12 protein-coding genes are annotated in these 16,080 nt (G+C 54.0%); 11 read left to right on the top strand and 1 reads right to left on the bottom strand.

Translation table 11 applies throughout. The features are described 5' to 3' along the window. Nucleotide 1: 1 nt before the first annotated feature. Genes SPK40_RS19180 through SPK40_RS19135 form a run of 10 tightly spaced genes read left to right on the top strand, consistent with a single transcriptional unit; the run spans nucleotide 2 to nucleotide 13,083 of the window. Nucleotides 2-2,260 (top strand): MFS transporter, encoded by a 2,259-nt coding sequence (locus SPK40_RS19180; RefSeq protein WP_330961567.1) that lies wholly within the window; start codon nucleotides 2-4, stop codon nucleotides 2,258-2,260. Further along, nucleotides 2,257-3,396 carry an ABC transporter substrate binding protein gene (locus SPK40_RS19175; RefSeq protein ID WP_330961566.1) on the top strand — a complete coding sequence of 380 codons (1,140 nt, stop codon included), beginning with the start codon at nucleotides 2,257-2,259 and terminating at the stop codon, nucleotides 3,394-3,396. Before SPK40_RS19180 ends, SPK40_RS19175 begins: the two co-directional genes overlap by 4 nt. Before the next feature lie 23 nt (nucleotides 3,397-3,419). Then, nucleotides 3,420-4,121: a transporter substrate-binding domain-containing protein gene (locus SPK40_RS19170; RefSeq protein WP_248144366.1), complete on the top strand. Its 702-nt coding sequence runs from the start codon at nucleotides 3,420-3,422 to the stop codon at nucleotides 4,119-4,121. Nucleotides 4,122-4,155: 34 nt separating this feature from the next. Next, nucleotides 4,156-5,088: a type VI secretion system-associated FHA domain protein gene (locus tag SPK40_RS19165; RefSeq protein ID WP_330961565.1), complete on the top strand. Its 933-nt coding sequence runs from the start codon at nucleotides 4,156-4,158 to the stop codon at nucleotides 5,086-5,088. Next, on the top strand, nucleotides 5,085-5,570 hold the full coding sequence (tssJ, locus tag SPK40_RS19160) for a type VI secretion system lipoprotein TssJ (protein WP_371929354.1): 486 nt from the start codon (nucleotides 5,085-5,087) through the stop codon (nucleotides 5,568-5,570). The genes SPK40_RS19165 and tssJ overlap by 4 nt, the downstream gene beginning before the upstream one ends. Beyond that, complete coding sequence (tssK, locus tag SPK40_RS19155) at nucleotides 5,570-6,886, top strand: type VI secretion system baseplate subunit TssK (protein ID WP_248144241.1); 1,317 nt, start codon at nucleotides 5,570-5,572, stop codon at nucleotides 6,884-6,886. Before tssJ ends, tssK begins: the two co-directional genes overlap by 1 nt. A gap of 6 nt (nucleotides 6,887-6,892) precedes the next feature. Then, entirely contained in the window at nucleotides 6,893-8,035 is a 1,143-nt protein-coding gene (gene icmH / locus SPK40_RS19150; protein ID WP_248144240.1) for a type IVB secretion system protein IcmH/DotU, read from the top strand. Between the two features lies 1 nt (nucleotide 8,036). Beyond that, nucleotides 8,037-11,492 carry a type VI secretion system membrane subunit TssM gene (gene tssM / locus SPK40_RS19145; protein WP_330961564.1) on the top strand — a complete coding sequence of 1,152 codons (3,456 nt, stop codon included), beginning with the start codon at nucleotides 8,037-8,039 and terminating at the stop codon, nucleotides 11,490-11,492. After that, nucleotides 11,492-12,109: a protein kinase domain-containing protein gene (locus SPK40_RS19140; RefSeq protein WP_330961563.1), complete on the top strand. Its 618-nt coding sequence runs from the start codon at nucleotides 11,492-11,494 to the stop codon at nucleotides 12,107-12,109. The genes tssM and SPK40_RS19140 overlap by 1 nt, the downstream gene beginning before the upstream one ends. After that, nucleotides 12,106-13,083 (top strand): hypothetical protein, encoded by a 978-nt coding sequence (locus SPK40_RS19135; RefSeq protein WP_330961562.1) that lies wholly within the window; start codon nucleotides 12,106-12,108, stop codon nucleotides 13,081-13,083. Before SPK40_RS19140 ends, SPK40_RS19135 begins: the two co-directional genes overlap by 4 nt. Before the next feature lie 51 nt (nucleotides 13,084-13,134). Here SPK40_RS19135 and SPK40_RS19130 read toward each other — a convergent pair whose 3' ends face one another. Then, nucleotides 13,135-14,100 carry a GlxA family transcriptional regulator gene (locus tag SPK40_RS19130; RefSeq protein WP_248144236.1) on the bottom strand — a complete coding sequence of 322 codons (966 nt, stop codon included), beginning with the start codon at nucleotides 14,098-14,100 and terminating at the stop codon, nucleotides 13,135-13,137. A gap of 891 nt (nucleotides 14,101-14,991) precedes the next feature. On the opposite strand from SPK40_RS19130, the gene SPK40_RS19125 reads away from it, so the two are divergent. Continuing rightward, entirely contained in the window at nucleotides 14,992-15,993 is a 1,002-nt protein-coding gene (locus SPK40_RS19125) for a DUF4917 family protein (RefSeq protein WP_330961561.1), read from the top strand. The last annotated feature ends 87 nt before the right edge of the window (nucleotides 15,994-16,080 follow it).

Raw genomic sequence — 16,080 nt, 5'->3', positions numbered from 1 at the left:
ATTGAACGTGATGAAGCAATACAGCCGACTGCTGCTCGGTGCACTGCTGGTGGTTTTGTCTCTGTCACTGATTTGGGTGGTTGGTTACGCACAGGCGCAGAAAAGTTATCAGCAGCAAAGCCGCGATGCGATTCTGGCCCAGACGGAAGCGGCAAGAATCGGTATCGAGCAGATCCTGAGCTCGGGCGTGCCGCTGCACGAGATTGCCGGGCTGGAAAAAGTGCTGGCGCCGATTGCGCAGTCGGATGCCTCGGTCGTGGATTTACGGGTCGTTTCGGGTCAGCAGGCGTTGTATCGCTACACCACCGAGCAGATGGAAGGCAGTCTGGTGAGCATTCCGCTCAACAATAAATTTGCGCAGGCGGGCGTGCTGGAAATTCTGCTCAGCAATGACGAGACCGAAAAAGTCATCGATGCACACTTTCAGCCCATGTTGCTGCTGGTGGCATTGCTGGCCGGGCTGTTTGTCTGGCGGGTGCTGCGCAGCACCCGTCCGAACAGCTATCTGACGGCCTTTGGCCTGGTGTTTGCGGTGATGTCGCTCAGTGTGATCCTTATGGTAGGCGTGCTCTATCAGTCGGGGTTGCAGCATAAAGCAGACTCGATGGCCAACATCGTGACGCAGCGACTGGCGCCTGTCCTCCGGCTGGGGATCAGCCCGCATCAGGTCAGCGGGATGGATACCATGCTGGACAGCTTTCGTCAGTCCAATCCGGAAGTCTCCCGCATCACGGTTACGCACAATGAGGTCATGATTGCCCGCAGCCAGAGCCCGTCAGACATGCTGTCGGCGGAGGGGATGGCGCAGTTTTCGGTGGCAGATCACCGGGGTAATCTGGTGACCATTGCGTTTTATCCGAAGGCAATACTGGCTCAGCTGGCGCACATTCTGAAAAATTTCGCCATCCTGTTCGCCGGGTGTGCCCTGATTTGTTTTGCGTTTGTCCGGTTGCTCAGTCATGCCGGAACACAGTCGCGCAGCGAGCAGGTGCTGGCAAAAATCAAGCCCTTGCTGCTGGTGACGGTGCTGATGGAAGCGCTGATGGCGCCGGTATTACCGCAGTACCTGTCTGAGATTGCAGTGCAGAACGGCGGCACAGCGAGCTGGTCGTCGTATTTCTTCACGCTGTATTTTGTCGGATTTGCAGCCATGTTATTGCCGGCAGCACGTATGGTGGACCTGTTTGATATCCGCCGCGTGCTGAACGCAGGGATCGCCTGTTCCGCGGTCGGCTGTCTGATGCTGGCCTTTGACGCGCAGCTGTGGTCTGTGCTTGCTGCCCGACTGATTTCCGGCATGGGCCAGGCGATGATTTTTATTGCCGCGCAGGGGTATCTGCTGCGGTTCAGTGATCAATCCAACAAAACCCGGGCCGCCGGCATCATCGTTTTTTGTTTTAACGCCGGCTTTATTTCCGGAGCGGCAATCGGGGCCCTGCTGGCAGAATCACTGGGTGTTCAGGGGATCTTTATGCTCTCAGCGGCGGTCGGGGTGTTGATGTTCCTGTTCGCCCTGAGCCTGCCGTCTATTTCTCACAAGACAGGTTCTCAGAAGACAGGGTCTCAGAATACAGGGCGCCAGTATCCAGGGCACAGCGCCACGCCGTCTCACGGCTCACTGGCCGAGAACTTGCGGGTCATGGTGCAGGACTCGGTGGCGCTGATCCGCGTGCCGTCTTTTGTCCGGACCATGCTGCTGGTCGGGATTCCGACCAAGATGATGCTGACCGGCGTGGTGTCGTTTGCGGTGCCGATTCTGCTTTCAAAGCAGGGCGTGGCGAAAGAGAGTATCGGCCAGGTACTGATGGCTTACGCCTTTGCTGTTTTGTTTGTCAGCGGGAAAGTTTCCCCGCTGATTGACCGGATGGGTTCGGCGAAATGGGCCTTGTGTCTGGGCAATGGCGTTGCTGCCGTGTCTTTGGTGGTGCTGGCGTCAGCATTCTCGTTTGAAAATACTACCGCGCTGGTGGCAACCGCCACGGCTGCAATGCTGATCATGGGCGTCTCGCATGGCCTGATCAACGCACCGGTGGTCACGCATGTGGTGTCGGTGGCCGGAGAAAGCAACGCCAACGCCGTGGCATCGACCTACCGCTTTCTCGAGCGGATCGGGCATGTGGCGGGGGCCGTTGTTGTCGGTGCGCTGCTGGCGCAGTTCGGCCAACTGGCAGCCTTCTGGAGTCTGGCGGCATTCTTTGCGCTGGCCGGGTTACTGATGTGGGGTGCTGACCGCACACCGACGCAGGAGGCGACCGCATGATCAGACCGTTAATTTTGATCGCCGGGATGTTGTTTTCCGCACTGGGGTGGGCGCAGTGGCCGCAGTGGCTGGGTGAGCAGCTGAATGAGCAACATCAGCAGCGCTGGGAGATTGAAGCCGGAGCCGATTCGGTCACGTTCACACCGCGCGGTGCGCATCCGCAGGTATGGGTACTGATGTCGCGCAAGGCCAGCGCTTACGACACCGCACTGTCTTCCTTACTGACGACGTTTCGCCGTGACCTGCCCAGCGCCTCGTTCCGGGTGTTTGTGCTGCCGCAGGAGCCATCAGAACTGGAACGCTGGACAAAGCGCGCGGAGCAGGAAGCCAGCCTGATTTACAGTGTTGGCTCCCAGGCCACTGCGTCCCTGTACCGAGTCTATGCCGGAGGCAAATTGCCGGTGGTTTCGGTGAACGCGAAAGATCCGGTATTGCTCGGTCTGTCCGACGGGTATGCCAGCAGCGGGAACAACTTTGCGTTTACGTCGCTCAATTTACCCGCGGATATCACGTTCAGCTTTTTGCGCCGTTTTCGTCCGCAACTGACTCAGATTGGCGTGCTGTACGCCAGCGCGAACACCAGCGCCTATCTGACTCAGTATCTGCCGCTGAAAACGGAAGCCGAACGCCGGGGCGTCCGGGTGTTCCCGATTGAGGTGGATGAAAGTCACCCTGATCAGGGGCTGGAAAAAGTCCTGAAAAAACAGGTGGCCGACATGAGAAAACAGGACGAACACCTGGCGCAATCGCTGCTGTGGCTGACCGGCAGTTCGAGCCTGCTGGAGCGGATCGGTGCGATCAACGCTCATTCCGGGGGCTTACCCCTGCTGACGGCGGTGCCGGATGCGGTGAACGGTTCGGCGCAGAGCGCCCTGATGTCCGTGGGCGTCGGGTTTGAAAACAATGCGCATCAGGCCGCGCTGTACGGGATCCGCATTCTTCGGGATCACACACAGCCTGCTGCGTTGCCGGTCGGTGTTCTGTCACCGCCGGACATTTCGATCAGTTTCAGACAGGCGGAACGGGTTCAGACACCGGTGCCCTTTGTCCTGATTGAAATGGCGAGTGATATCTACGCCCGCGACGGCAGCAGCGTGCGGGCAGCTGGCATGAGTATGGAGAATCCGCAGCCATGAATGACCGATTTTGGAGCACCCTGATGGGGCTGTGTGTGTTCAACCTGTTAGTGATCAGTCTGTGTGTATTCAGTCCCGGCTCGCTGGCATACAACCGCCCGGAGCGGCTGTTGCTGGCGACGCAGTCGTGGTTCCCTTACCAGTATCAGGAAAACGGCGTGATGAAAGGGCCGGGGATCGAGAAAGTGAAGTGTGTGATGCGTGTGATGGCGCAGCCCTATCAACTGACGATGACTTCCTGGGACCGGGCACAGCTGCAAACGGAAGTCGGCTCTCAGCACGGATTTTTCCTGGCGTCCCATAACAGCAAGCGCGATGAGTACGCGGTGTCTTCTGAACCGCTGGCTGAGCAGAAGTGGAGCTGGTTTTCTTTGTCTGATTCCGTCGAATTCAACAGTTCGATGTTTAAGTCGCAGGTGGAAGTGGCGGCGTTGTTCGGTTCCAACAAATGGTACTGGCTGCAGAAGAATGGCTATCAGGTCACTAAAAAGCCGCGCACACCGGAAGCCCTGCTGGCACTGATGCTCAACGGCGATGTTGGCGCCATCCTCGGCAACGATGCCGTAATTGAACAGACCATTCAGAAAATGGGCATCAGTTACCGGGCAATCACCCGGACCCGGGTGAAGTCGCAGCCGCTGGGCGTCTACTTCTCCAAAGCATTTATTCAACAGTATCCCCGTTTTCTGACGGAGTTTAACCTCGCTGCCAGCCAGTGTCGTTAAGCGGCGTCGCGGAATTAAAGCAAAGGTAAATCATATGCCGCTATCAATCAGAATTATCAGTTCTCCGGACGGCGAAAGTATTGCGCAGTGGAATCAGGCTTTTCCTGAGGAAGGGGGTGATATCGGCCGTTCATTCGGCGCGACGATGCAGCTCAGCGATGCCACCCGGGAAGTGTCGGGGACGCACGCGATCATCCGCAAGACGTCGCGTGGTTATCAGATTGCCGACAACAGCACGAACGGGGTGTTTATCAATGGTTCAGACGAGCCGCTGGGGAAAGGCAATCAGTCCACCCTCAGTGATGGTGATGTGCTGGACATCGGCCGCTATCGCCTGCTGGTGTCGTGTTTTATTCCGGAAAAAGCCAAAGCACAGCCGTTACAGGAGGCCGCAGCCCAGTCTCCTTTTGGGGATGATCCGTTCCGGACAGAGCCGGTTGCCGCTGCGCCGGTTCAGGCGGTTGAGCCGGAAGCGCCTGAACTGACCCGCTCGGATTTTGACGTCGTCGATGACGATCCGTTCCTGAGCGAGGATGTCACCCGGGAACGTCAGCGGCTCAGTCTCGATCTGGAATTTCAGACCGAAGAAGACGACCCGCTGGCCGAGGATATTTATCAGACGGCATGGCCTCAGACTGCATTGCAGGCTTCTCCGTTTGCTCCGCAGCCGGTTCAGTATGCGCTGACGGAATACCGCCAGCATGAGCAACGCTTGCAGCAACAGACCGATAAAGCGCTGGAAATGGCGCTGACCCGTTTGCTGGCGGATATCTCGCCGCAGGCAATGGAGTCGATGTTCGACGATCTCTCCGGTTCCGGCTTCTGGCCGCGCAAACCCAAGTACTGGGAGATGTACAAGCGTTATTTTTCGCGTCAGGTCGAGAACCGGGACTGGCAGGTGAAGTTCCACGCCTATTTTCAGGACGCACTGCGTCTGCAACGCAACCTGGAAGGAGAGAAATCATGATGCGCAAGCTGAGCCTGCGGATGCTGCCCCTGATGTTGCTGTCCCTGATGGTGTCGGGATGCAGCCTCTGGAGTGAGGACCTGACGGCGCCGCAACTGGTGGTGAATATCCGGGCGGCGTCAAACATTAACCCGAATGTGGAAGGCAAGCCGTCACCGGTCGAGTTGCGCCTGTATCAGCTGACCGACAGCCAGGCCTTCAATCAGGCGGATTTTCTTCAGATTTACAACGATGAACAGGGCGTCCTGAAAGCGGAGCTGTTGCTGACGCGTCAGCTGTCCAGCGTCTTGCAGGGTGAAAGTCGTCAGGAAGTGCTGCCGCTGGCGGCAGAAACCAAATACATCGGCGTGATTGCCGGATTTGCGGATTACCGTGAAGCGAAAAACAAGGTGATTTACAAGCCGCTGGTGGTCAGCTCGGCGGCCATCAACATCGACATTGACGGCATCAACCTGTCTGTATCGGGTGAAGAGGAAGACTAATGGATAACAATAAAGTCGTCTGGAGTGAGGGGATGTTCCTTTCTCCGCAACATTTTCAGCAGCAAGAGCGCTATATCGAGCATTTTGCCCGTGAGTTTGCCGGGCAGATCAGCCCGCAGTCTTTTGGTCTGACACAACTGGCGCTGGACCGGTCGCTGCTGAGCATCGGGAAGGTTTCGGTGCGCCGTGCGCGCGGCATTTTCCCGGACGGGACTCCGTTTGATATTCAGCAGTCGCTGGTCCTCGATGTCGCCAAAAATACCAGCCACAAAAAAGTTTATCTGGCCCTGCCGGTGACGCGTCCCGGTGCGGTCGATGTCGGTGAGGATCGCCGCCTGCGCCACAGTGCCAGCGAACATCCGGTGTTTGATACCAGCCGTGAGCACAGCGATCCGGTGCCGCTTGAACTGGCGACCCTGAATATCGAACTCAAGCTGGAAGGCGATGAGCTGCAGGATTACACCCTGATTGCGGTCGCGGAAATCAGTGAACACAAATCGGAAGGGGCCGTGGTGCTGAATCAGGCCTTCATTCCGCAGAGTCTGCACTTTGGGGTGTCCAGCTATCTGAAAGACTGCGTCGCCGACGTGTTTGCACAGGTGCAGTACCGGGCGCGGGCGATTTCGGCCCGCTTGCAGGCAGAAACCAGCAGTAAGAGTTATCAGGCGCTGATGCGTGATTACCTGTGGCTTCAGGTGCTGGGCACCTGGATGCCGAAGCTGGAGCAGTGGAACAGCGACGGCACGCTGCTGACCCGTCATCTGTATCTGGAATGCGCGTCGATGGCCGGGCAGATGCAGGGGCTGGAAGGCAAGATGCCGAAGTCGTTTCCGCTCTGGAATCAGCATGATCTCTACGGGATTTTCTCTGCGGTATTTTCGGAATTACTGGTGCTGCTTCGCGAAGTACAGATTGATAACGTGACCACGCTGAAGTGGGATCGCCAGCTGTTCGTGACCCGTCGCCTGCTGCGAACCCTGGTTCAGGACCGCAGTCTGTACCATCAGGGACGCTTTATTCTAGTGGCGACGTCGTCGATCGGTGCCGCGCGGCTGGGCGAAGAGTTTCCCCGTGCCACCAAACTGGCCGGAAACAGTGACATTGCCGGTCTGGTGCGTAACGCCTTATCCGGGGTGGCACTGCGTCATTTGCCGTACGCGCCGTCTGAGCTGAAGTCCCGTCATGATGCGGCTTATTTTGAAGTCGATACTAAGTCGGAACTGTGGCAGTCGCTGGTCAAAAAAGATGAAGCGATTGCGCTCCATATCGACGAGCGCATTGAAGACATCCACGTTGAATTTCATGTGATCAGGTAGGTCGTTGTGGCAGGACTTTTTAACGAAGAACCCACGGTTCAGATCCGCCGCGTCGCGGACAATCCGGCACGAACGCAGCGCGTGGCCAAAACCAGTCAGGCAGACATCTCCGGGACGGAACGTCTGATTGAAAGCTTTGCGGTGTACGGCAGCCCGTTACTCAATGCTGCGACGGAGCTGCTGGGAATTCTGGTGACGGTACCGCGTCAGGGGTCGCCGCGCGATATCGACCGGTTCCGTCAGAAACTGCTGGATGCCATTGCGCTGTTCCGTCAGCGCGGGCTGTATCTGGAATATCACCCGAGCATCATTGATAAAAGCTGCTTTGTGCTCTGCGCCGCCTTTGATGAGGCCATTCTCTACACCTCGTGGGGAGAGCGGGCACGCTGGGAGAATCATTCGCTGCTCAGCAAAGTGTTTTCCCAGCGCAATGGCGGGGAAGCCTTTTTCGCGCTGCTGGAAAAAGCCAGTCAGCAACCGGGCAAACTGGTTGATTTTATTGAGTTGCAGTACGTGTTGCTGATGCTTGGTTTCAAAGGCCGTTACCGCCATGATGACGAAAGTCCGCTGCACGAAATCAAATCTGACGTGTATGCACTGATCCGTCATTACCGCAGTGAAAGTGCGCTGCCGGTGCCCCGGACGCCGGAGCTGCTCGAAGGCAAACAGCCATGGCGCATGCTGAGCATGGGGAAAACCCTGGGACTGGCGACGCTGATTGCTGCGGCGGGCTATGGTGCGTCCGAATACTGGTACTACAACCGCAGCCAGCCAATTCTGGAGCAGTTCAGCACCATTGATATGTCCGGCGTGAATCTCAAGCGGTCGGAACAGGAACTGGTTTATCTCAGTACGGATGAAGACATTGGCCGTGCCCCGCCGGATCTGACGGCCAGTGCCGCCAAACCGGAGAAAGAGACGGCCCAGCAGTGGGAAATTGTGCTGGCGGTGTTTTCCCGTGCGGATGATGCGGTGCGTCTTGCATCCGAGCTGAAACAGGGCGGATACGATTCGTTTACCCGCGAAACATCTCACGGCATCGAGCTGTTCATTCGCGCCGGCGACAATCTGGCGGCGATCCGTAAGCTGAAGAATGAGCTCAATGTTCGCCTGGATCTCAACGCGACGATAAGAAGAGCGCAGAAATAAGATGATCAAGAAAATACTCGCATTGATACTGGCTGTCGTGATGGTTGCCGTGTGCACTGCGCTCTGGCTGTGGCTGCCGGAGACGGCACCGCAGTGGCTGAAGTGGGTCGCCCTGGCGGTGACCTTCCTGGGGATCGGGCTGGTGAGCTTCTGGTGGTGGAAACAGGCCCGCAATGTACCGCAGGATCAGGCGCTGCACGACCAGCAGGTGCTGCTGAAACAGGACACCAGCGTGATCCAGCAACTCTTCAGCCTGGCGACGAAGAAAATTCGCGGCCACGGCCGGAATAAGCTGGAAAGTGTGTACAGCCTGCCGTGGTATCTGTTGCTGGGCGGTGAGAAAGACGCCAAAAGCGCCATGCTGCTGCAAAACGGTTTTGAGCCGGTGACGGAGCGTCATCTGGAAGACAGCGATACCGAGCAGTATCTGCGGTTCTGGAGTAACGACCATGCGGTGGTGATCGAAGCCGGTCACCGCATTTTCGACAGCGAAGGGGTTGATGAAGCTTTGTGGCAGGTGCTGGCTCAGCAATTGCTGAAGTACCGGCCCCGTCAGGGACTGAACGGGATCGTAACCGTGATTGGCTGCGACCGTCTGCTTAAAGGGGACCGCAAAGCCCGTCAGAAGCTGGCCAGTATTTATCAGGAAGCGGCGCTGTCGATGGGCGGCGCGCTCAACATTCATTTGCCGGTCTACAGTGTCTTTTCCAAAGCGGACGCGATTGCCGACTTTATCGAATTCTTCGAAGGATTTTCCGGCTGTGATGTTGAGAACCCGTTTGGCGTGACATTCGCCTGCGATGCCGATCGTCGTTACAACAAGCATGATTTTGAACTGCAAGGCAAAGCGCTGCTGAAAACGCTGGCGGAACAGCAGTTTGAACTGCTGCGGAATATCAGCAGCGAGAAGTCCGGTTCCGTGATTGCGCTGCCTTATCAGCTGCGGATTTTCTTTGAGCGGGTCAATGAACTGCTGACCGACATCGGCCGTGAGAACCGGGTGCGTGAAGCGGTCTGGATTCGCGGTGCTTACCTGCTTTCATCCGGACAGAAAGGGTCGGAACACGACCTGCTGACTCAGGTAGTGGCCGAACGTGCCGAGTTCAACTCGCAGAGCACCCGGGAGCAGCTGCCGGGCCGTCGCAGTTTCTTTACCTCGCGCCTGTTCCGGAATGTGATTTTGCCGGAGAGAACTATTACCGGGGTGAATGAATGGCGTCATACCGGTTATCTGGCGTTCCGTTCACTGGCCGTTGTGGCTGTCGTCGGCGTGTTGTCTGCGGCGAGTCTGGTCCTGAAAGACAACTGGAATCAGGATGAGCGGTGGCGCGCCGACGCGATGACTCAGCTGCGTTTATACGGCAGTGACCTGCAGCGTCTGGAAAAGAACTACGCCATGGCGGATATGATCGCTGTGCTGAATGAACTGCGGACGGTGGCCGTAGAAGGCATCCAGCCGAAAGCCTGGTATCAGCGGGTCAGTATCAAACAGGGCGATACTGCGGCCCGTATTTACCGGACCTATCAGGAGCAGCTGAACCTGATCCTGCTGCCGAAGCTGGAAGAGCTGATCAGCAGCGAGCTGTATGTCTACGTCAACCTCGGCAACCCGAGCAAAATTTTTGAGATCCTGCGTTACTACCAGATGCTGTTTGACCGTCAGCAGCTCGATATTGAGGGCATGCAGACCTATCTGCTGGATAACCTGAAAGATCAGGGCAATGTGTCTTCAGACGATATCAATACGCTGTCTCTGCTGATTGAAGATCTGTTCAACAGTGATTACGACCAGCGTCTGGCACCGAACGATGAGCTGATTGCCGTCGCGACCAATAATCTGGAAGGGCTGTCGCCTGAGCGCCTGATCTATGCCCGGATTAAAAGCCTGCCGGAATACCGTGCTCAGGTGGATATCCGCCGCCAGCTGGGAGAGAAATTCGACAGCATGTTCGCTTTCTCTGACGGTTTTCACGGTTATCTGATCCCGGAAATCTTTACCAAACAGGGATACAGCCAGATCGATCTGAGCGCCAAGTCTGAGCTGCTGCGTCGGCAACTGAGCGAGTTCAAAGCGATTCAGGGGGATATGTCCGGTGCGTCAATCACAGAGCTGACCGATCTGAGCAAACAGATTCAGCGACTCTATTTCGCAGATTACATCTATTACTGGAAAGATCTGATCAACAACATCCATATCCGCCAGTTCAACAGCCCGGTGGAATTCGCCTACGCGCTTCGCAGTGCGCGTGAACCGGCGACCAGCCCGGTTCTGGATGTGCTGGATGCTGTGGTGGTGAATACCACGCTGGCCGTTGAAGAGCAGCCTGATACCAAAGGCAATGCGCGGGTGGCCAGTCAGCTGGGGCTGAAGAAGGCGGCCAAAGGTCTGCGTAAGGCGGACAAACTCAACCGTGCCGTCGGTGAGAAGCTGCTGCGTTTGCAGCCTTCGTTTGTGGTGAATGAGGCTTTCCTGTCGTTTGCCAATTATGTCAACGGCAGCGGTAAAGCCGGGGATGCCGTGCCGCTCGATGGTCTGATTGAACAGTTTGACGGGCTCAACACCTACTATGACTCGGCGCTGTCCAGTGCCAATCCGGGCAAGGCATTCCACGGTTATGCACTGGCGCATGCGGAAGGCAGCCAGGATGCGATTGTGGCTTTCCAGCGACTGGGCAGCAAAGCGCCGGGACCGGTTGCCGAGTGGACCAAAAACATCAGCGCTCAGGCGTGGCATCAGGTGGTGACCGGCAGCGCGGGTTACCTGAACAAGCAGTGGGACGAACAGGTGTATCAGTTCTATGTGGCTGCCATTGAAGGCCGCTTCCCGTTCGCACTGCAGGGGCGTGGCGAAGTGAATCTGAACGATTTTGCGCTGTTCTTCAAACCGCAGGGTCGGGTGGAGCAGTTCGTGGATCAGTTCCTCAAGCCGTTTGTCTACTGGGATAACGGCGCTCTGAAGCTGCACGAAGTGGATGGCGAGACACTGCCGATCAGCCAGAACAGCCGTCAGCAGCTGCAACGGGCACAGAAACTGAGCAAAACGTTCTTTGGCCCGACCGGTCAGGAACTGGCGCTGAAACTGAGTCTGAAAGCCAGCTCGATGAGCACGGATGTCACCGAGTTTCAGCTGCGCGAAGCCGAAAGCGTGTTCACTTACAAACACGGCCCACGGGTCTGGCGTGAGGTGGACTGGCCGACCACCGGGGTCGACGGGTATCTGAGCGCGAATTTCTATAAAGGCGATAACCGGGTGGCGACACAATCGTACACCGGGCAGTGGGCGCTGTTCCGGGCACTGTTTGACGGGGACAGCAGCGCGACGGCGAGCCGTCTGGTGCGCAAGCTGAATTACAGGATCAGTGAGAACAATATCGTGCTGGATTACACCTTGCGTGATTCCGGCCAGACGCTGGATAAATCTCTGTTCACGCACTTTAACCTGCCGAAGCAGTTGTGATGAATGCGGTTGAAAGAACGCTGAGACATGCCGGGTCTTCTGGTGAAACAGAAACTTACGTGAAGCGCTATGCGTCACCGGAAGCCATGTGGCAGGAATGGGCGGCACTGAATGAGTGCCGCGGACCCGGTATACAGCGTGTGATTTCAATCGATCCGGACGCGCAGATGTTAACGCTGGCCTTTGATCCCGATGCGGTGCCGCTGAGTACGTTCGGCGAAGCGGATCTGGTGCTGTTTATGAAAGTTTTGCCCGCGATCGTGTCAGTGATTCAGCACTGTCACGGTCGGGGCTGGGTACACGGGGACATCAAGCCCTCGAACATACTTTATGTTCCCGCAACACAAACGATTCGATTGATCGATTTCGGTGCAAGTCATCGCATCGGTACTTCCCGGGAAGCGCTCTCTGAGTGGCAGGCGACACCCATGTTCGCCTCGCCGCAGCAGATGAATGGGGAAGGGCTGGTGCACACGGGAGATGACTGGTACGCGCTGATGAAAATCATCGATCAGGTCATGCCTTTGGTGCATGACCGCCTTTTACTCCGGACGATTCGGGGCGTCCGGGCCGGTGTTGTAGCCGATTTTCAATATTCTGAGAGAACAACGATATGATAGATGATTTACAAAATGCGACTTCCTTAGGCAAAACCATCTACGACCAGGCGACGACCGGTGAGTTTAACGGCGTCGCCATCGGAGACAGCGCGTTTGATTTCACGACCGGGGTGTTTGACAACTCGCCGCTCGGTCAGGCCATTGATATTCCGGTAGAAAAAATTGAGCTGGGTTTCAGCAAATTAGAAAAAACCAGAGCGGTGGAAGAGGTCAAGCAGAAGTTCCACATGTACGTCAGCCAGAAAACGGCCAACAGCGTCTCTGCGTTTACCACGCCGAGTGTGCTGGCTGCGGACCGGAGTTCACAGCTGCAGGGCAAGACAGGTCAGGCCTGGCTGACCGGCGCACAGCAAATCTATGCCAAGCATCAGGGAGAGCGCCTCTACAAAATGCAGCGTAAAGCCCAGGATATGGCCCGCTCGCTGAAGAAGAATCCGATGAAACTGGCGAAAGTACCGCTGAGCGTGGTACCGCTGGGAGAGATCGCCAAACTGGGCATCAAAGCCGGAGAGTACGCGGTCGGTAAATTCACCGCGAAACGCCGTGCGCGGAAAAAGGGTGAGTATACCTCGGGCAACAATCAGGTGCTGGAAGCCAAACTGGGCAAGCAGGAGTACAACCGTAAAAAGGCCAAATGGCAGGCAAAAGACATTGCTGATCTGGGGCCGCAGATTCAGCGTAACCTGTATAAGCTGAAACAGTCGGTGGAGATTCTGAACGCACGGAAAGAGCAGATGAACCTGAGCAGTCAGAAGTATCTGCAGGATCCGTCCAATGCAGCCGCTTTGGGTGCTCTGGTGAAAAGCCGGGAAGATGCGGCGATGAGTCTGTATGAAGTGAAGCACTACGTTGAAAAGATAACGGCCATGTGTAAAGCCATGGAAGCGACCGCGTTTACGATCGGCGCTTATATGGAAGGTCTGGATCAGATCACGGATCAGTCTGAAAAAGACATCCTGAACACCTTCTGATGAAAGAACAAAGGCCGTGAGGAATCACGGCCTTTCTGTTTGTTGTTAGCTTTAGCGCTGATAACGCTTCCGGTACTCCAGCGGGGTCATGTCGTTGGACTTTTTAAACAACTCCCTGAAGTAGCGGACGTCTTCGTATCCGACTTCACGACTGATGTCCTCAATGGTTTGCTTGGTCTTCTCCAGCTTGTCTTTTGCGATGGATAAACGGATCTGCTGAATATACTGAATCGGCGTCTGCCCCGTGGCCAGTTTAAAGCGACGTTTCATCTGCCGTTCACTCAGGTGAACCCGCTGACTCAGCACATTGACCGAAAATTCAAGTGTCGGGCTGCTGTGCATCCAGTCCTGCAATTGATGAATCAGCGTATCGTTGTGCTGGCGATAGGGGATGAAGTTCGCCAGCGCTTTCTGCTGAACCTGATCGGTATCACCAAAGACAAACTGATGGCAGCTTTCACGGATCGTCAGGCCAAAAACCTGCTCGACGATCAGCATCATCACATCACTATAGCCACTGATCCCCGACGTACAGTAACGCTTATGATCACAGGTCACGCGTCGATCCACCTGCAACCGGGTGTTCGGAAACATATCGCGAAACAGATTGGCAAAGTGCCAGTGCGTGGTGGCGGTCCGGTTTTCCAGCATTTTTGCTTTGGCCAGCACAAACGCCCCGGAACAGATCGACACGATCGGAATGTCGTGCGACTCAAATTGTTTCAGCCAGTCCAGGGTGGCATCTTCCAGCGTCTCTAAGTTGGTGTCCGGAAAACCGAGGGAGCCGACCAACAGGATATCGGTCTGTCGGACTTTTTCGATGTCAATGGTCGGAGAGACAATGACGCCGCCAAGTCCCCGGATAGGCTGGTTGTCCTGAGTGACAATGTGTATGACCGGCTCAGGTGCGCCGGCAAGCTGCGCAGCAACAGACAAAACTTCAATGGGCCCGGAAATCGATGTTGTGGGTGCATCAGCGAAAGCCAGGGCGGTGAGTGTTATTGTTTTTCTTTCCACAGGATACCTTGTCAAATGAGAGAAACCCTATGCCTTCCTGCCGTGAAATCCCGGCGGTGCAGCAAGGGAAAAGCCCTTCAGCGTGCATTTCTTCCCATCATTGTTGAAGCAAAGGGTGAATGGCGGAGCATGACAACACACGAATTTCCCGCTTTCAGGTCACATTTTGCATAGATATGTCCGGAAGATGACTCATCACGACAATGAATTGTTCTACACGAAAATCTGAAAGTTGAACCTGAAAAATCCCGTTTTTTATCAAATTCCCCCACAGCTTCAACATAACGACCAAATTTGATTGTCAGAACAGCAAAAGCATGCGTGCATATTGAAGCATCTCACTGGCGTTCTGTTGTCTAAGCTACTGATTATAATATCAAGAAAGCGGGAGGCACCAAAGCTTGGTTTTGCTTTATCTTTGATCGCGAGCTTGATGACCTGACTGTTCACAACGCCCGTTTCTGAACGACTAACCCGTCGGTGGATGTTGCCAGTGGCGTGTGGTTCGACGGTCGTTGTTCTGCGCTGAAGGAGGGAGAGGAGCGTTGGGGAATATTAATGATGTGAGAGATTGAAAAGATTTACCTATATCACAATGTATCTTTCCGTTTTATCGATTCAATGCTCGATTGAACGGACTTTCAGACTATTAGCGGTTTTAGGTGTTTTGAGTGGTACTATAGGGGTACTGACTAAGATGCGAATATTGAACTATCCGTTTTTTGAAATCTGTCTCAATGTTAAATTGCATAAATGTTAACTCAATACGCCTTTGAGTATTATCCTGCTTGATTTATAAGGATTGTGTAATATATTTCATTTACACTATCAGTTTTCTATTCGTCCTCTGAACGAGTCGAATAAAGCTATAAAGGTCAAGGAGGATATAAAATGCCTTATGAAATTATTAACTGGTTAGATATATCTGAACAATTTCAAGATACTGTTTTACTTGGAAATGGGGCATCAATAGCCATCGATAACGTATTCGATTACGGATCTTTGAGACAGCATGCAATTGATAATGGGTTGCTTATTCAAGAAGTTCAGCAGTTATTCGACTATTTTGATACTAATGATTTTGAGTTGATTCTACGTTTAGTATGGCAATCAAATCGAGTGAATTTAGCATTAAATATCGTTGATGATGAAACTAGACATGCTTATGAGCACGTTCGTAATTGCTTGATTCAAGCAGTGAGAAGCATTCACCCTGAGTATAATGAAGTAGAAGACCAATTTGACAATATATCTGGTTTTTTGAGCCCATTTAGAACGGTGCTTTCTCTCAACTATGATTTATCGCTTTATTGGGTAATAATGAAATCCAATAGGGAAGCAAATGGACATACTTTTAAAGATTGCTTTATAGATGGTGAATTTGATGAAGATTGGCAAAGATTTAGAGAGCCATTTGGCCGAATTGAACAACGAAACACTTTGATTTTTTATCCTCATGGTAGCTTAGTTTTAGCTAGAGATGTACTAGAAAATGAAGTTAAACTAGAAGCAAGAGGTCATGATTTATTACGTTCTATACAACGTGAATGGGAGTCAAGTAATTTTATTCCTTTGTTTGTCAGTGAGGGAACATCAAGGCAAAAAATTAAATCCATACAAAATAGTCATTACTTAAACACTGTATATCGTGAAGTACTTCCTAATTCTGGTGAAAGTTTAACAATTTATGGTTGGGGGTTGGGTGAGCATGATATTCATATTTTAAATAGACTTTCTAGATCTAATATAAATAGAGTCGCTGTATCTGTATTTGGCAATAATCAAGCATATTGTAATCGAGTGCATCAAATGATCATGGATTATCTAGGAAACCATGTTGATGTAGTATTCTTTAATTGTTTGAGTCCAGGGGCATGGAACCAAAATATTTAGGAAGTATGCCTGTCGTTTCTATATTTTCCATATATCTATGGTGGATGTTTAAATTTGAAAGGTTTAAAACAAATAAAGTGTTAACGT

The sequence above is a fragment of the Photobacterium sp. 53610 genome (assembly GCF_036409375.1).
Classification (GTDB): Bacteria; Pseudomonadota; Gammaproteobacteria; order Enterobacterales; family Vibrionaceae; genus Photobacterium.
Note: the sequence above shows the minus strand (reverse complement) of the source record. Positions and strands in the feature narration are given on the sequence as shown.

What these genes read in the sequence shown, in the direction of transcription:
- SPK40_RS19125 (WP_330961561.1), top strand. Translation starts at nt 14,992, where the DNA reads ATGCCTTATGAAATTATTAACTGGTTAGATATATCTGAACAATTTCAA.
- tssM (WP_330961564.1), top strand. Translation starts at nt 8,037, where the DNA reads ATGATCAAGAAAATACTCGCATTGATACTGGCTGTCGTGATGGTTGCC.
- SPK40_RS19170 (WP_248144366.1), top strand. Translation starts at nt 3,420, where the DNA reads ATGGGGCTGTGTGTGTTCAACCTGTTAGTGATCAGTCTGTGTGTATTC.
- SPK40_RS19135 (WP_330961562.1), top strand. Translation starts at nt 12,106, where the DNA reads ATGATAGATGATTTACAAAATGCGACTTCCTTAGGCAAAACCATCTAC.
- tssK (WP_248144241.1), top strand. Translation starts at nt 5,570, where the DNA reads ATGGATAACAATAAAGTCGTCTGGAGTGAGGGGATGTTCCTTTCTCCG.
- SPK40_RS19175 (WP_330961566.1), top strand. Translation starts at nt 2,257, where the DNA reads ATGATCAGACCGTTAATTTTGATCGCCGGGATGTTGTTTTCCGCACTG.
- SPK40_RS19165 (WP_330961565.1), top strand. Translation starts at nt 4,156, where the DNA reads ATGCCGCTATCAATCAGAATTATCAGTTCTCCGGACGGCGAAAGTATT.
- tssJ (WP_371929354.1), top strand. Translation starts at nt 5,085, where the DNA reads ATGATGCGCAAGCTGAGCCTGCGGATGCTGCCCCTGATGTTGCTGTCC.
- SPK40_RS19140 (WP_330961563.1), top strand. Translation starts at nt 11,492, where the DNA reads ATGAATGCGGTTGAAAGAACGCTGAGACATGCCGGGTCTTCTGGTGAA.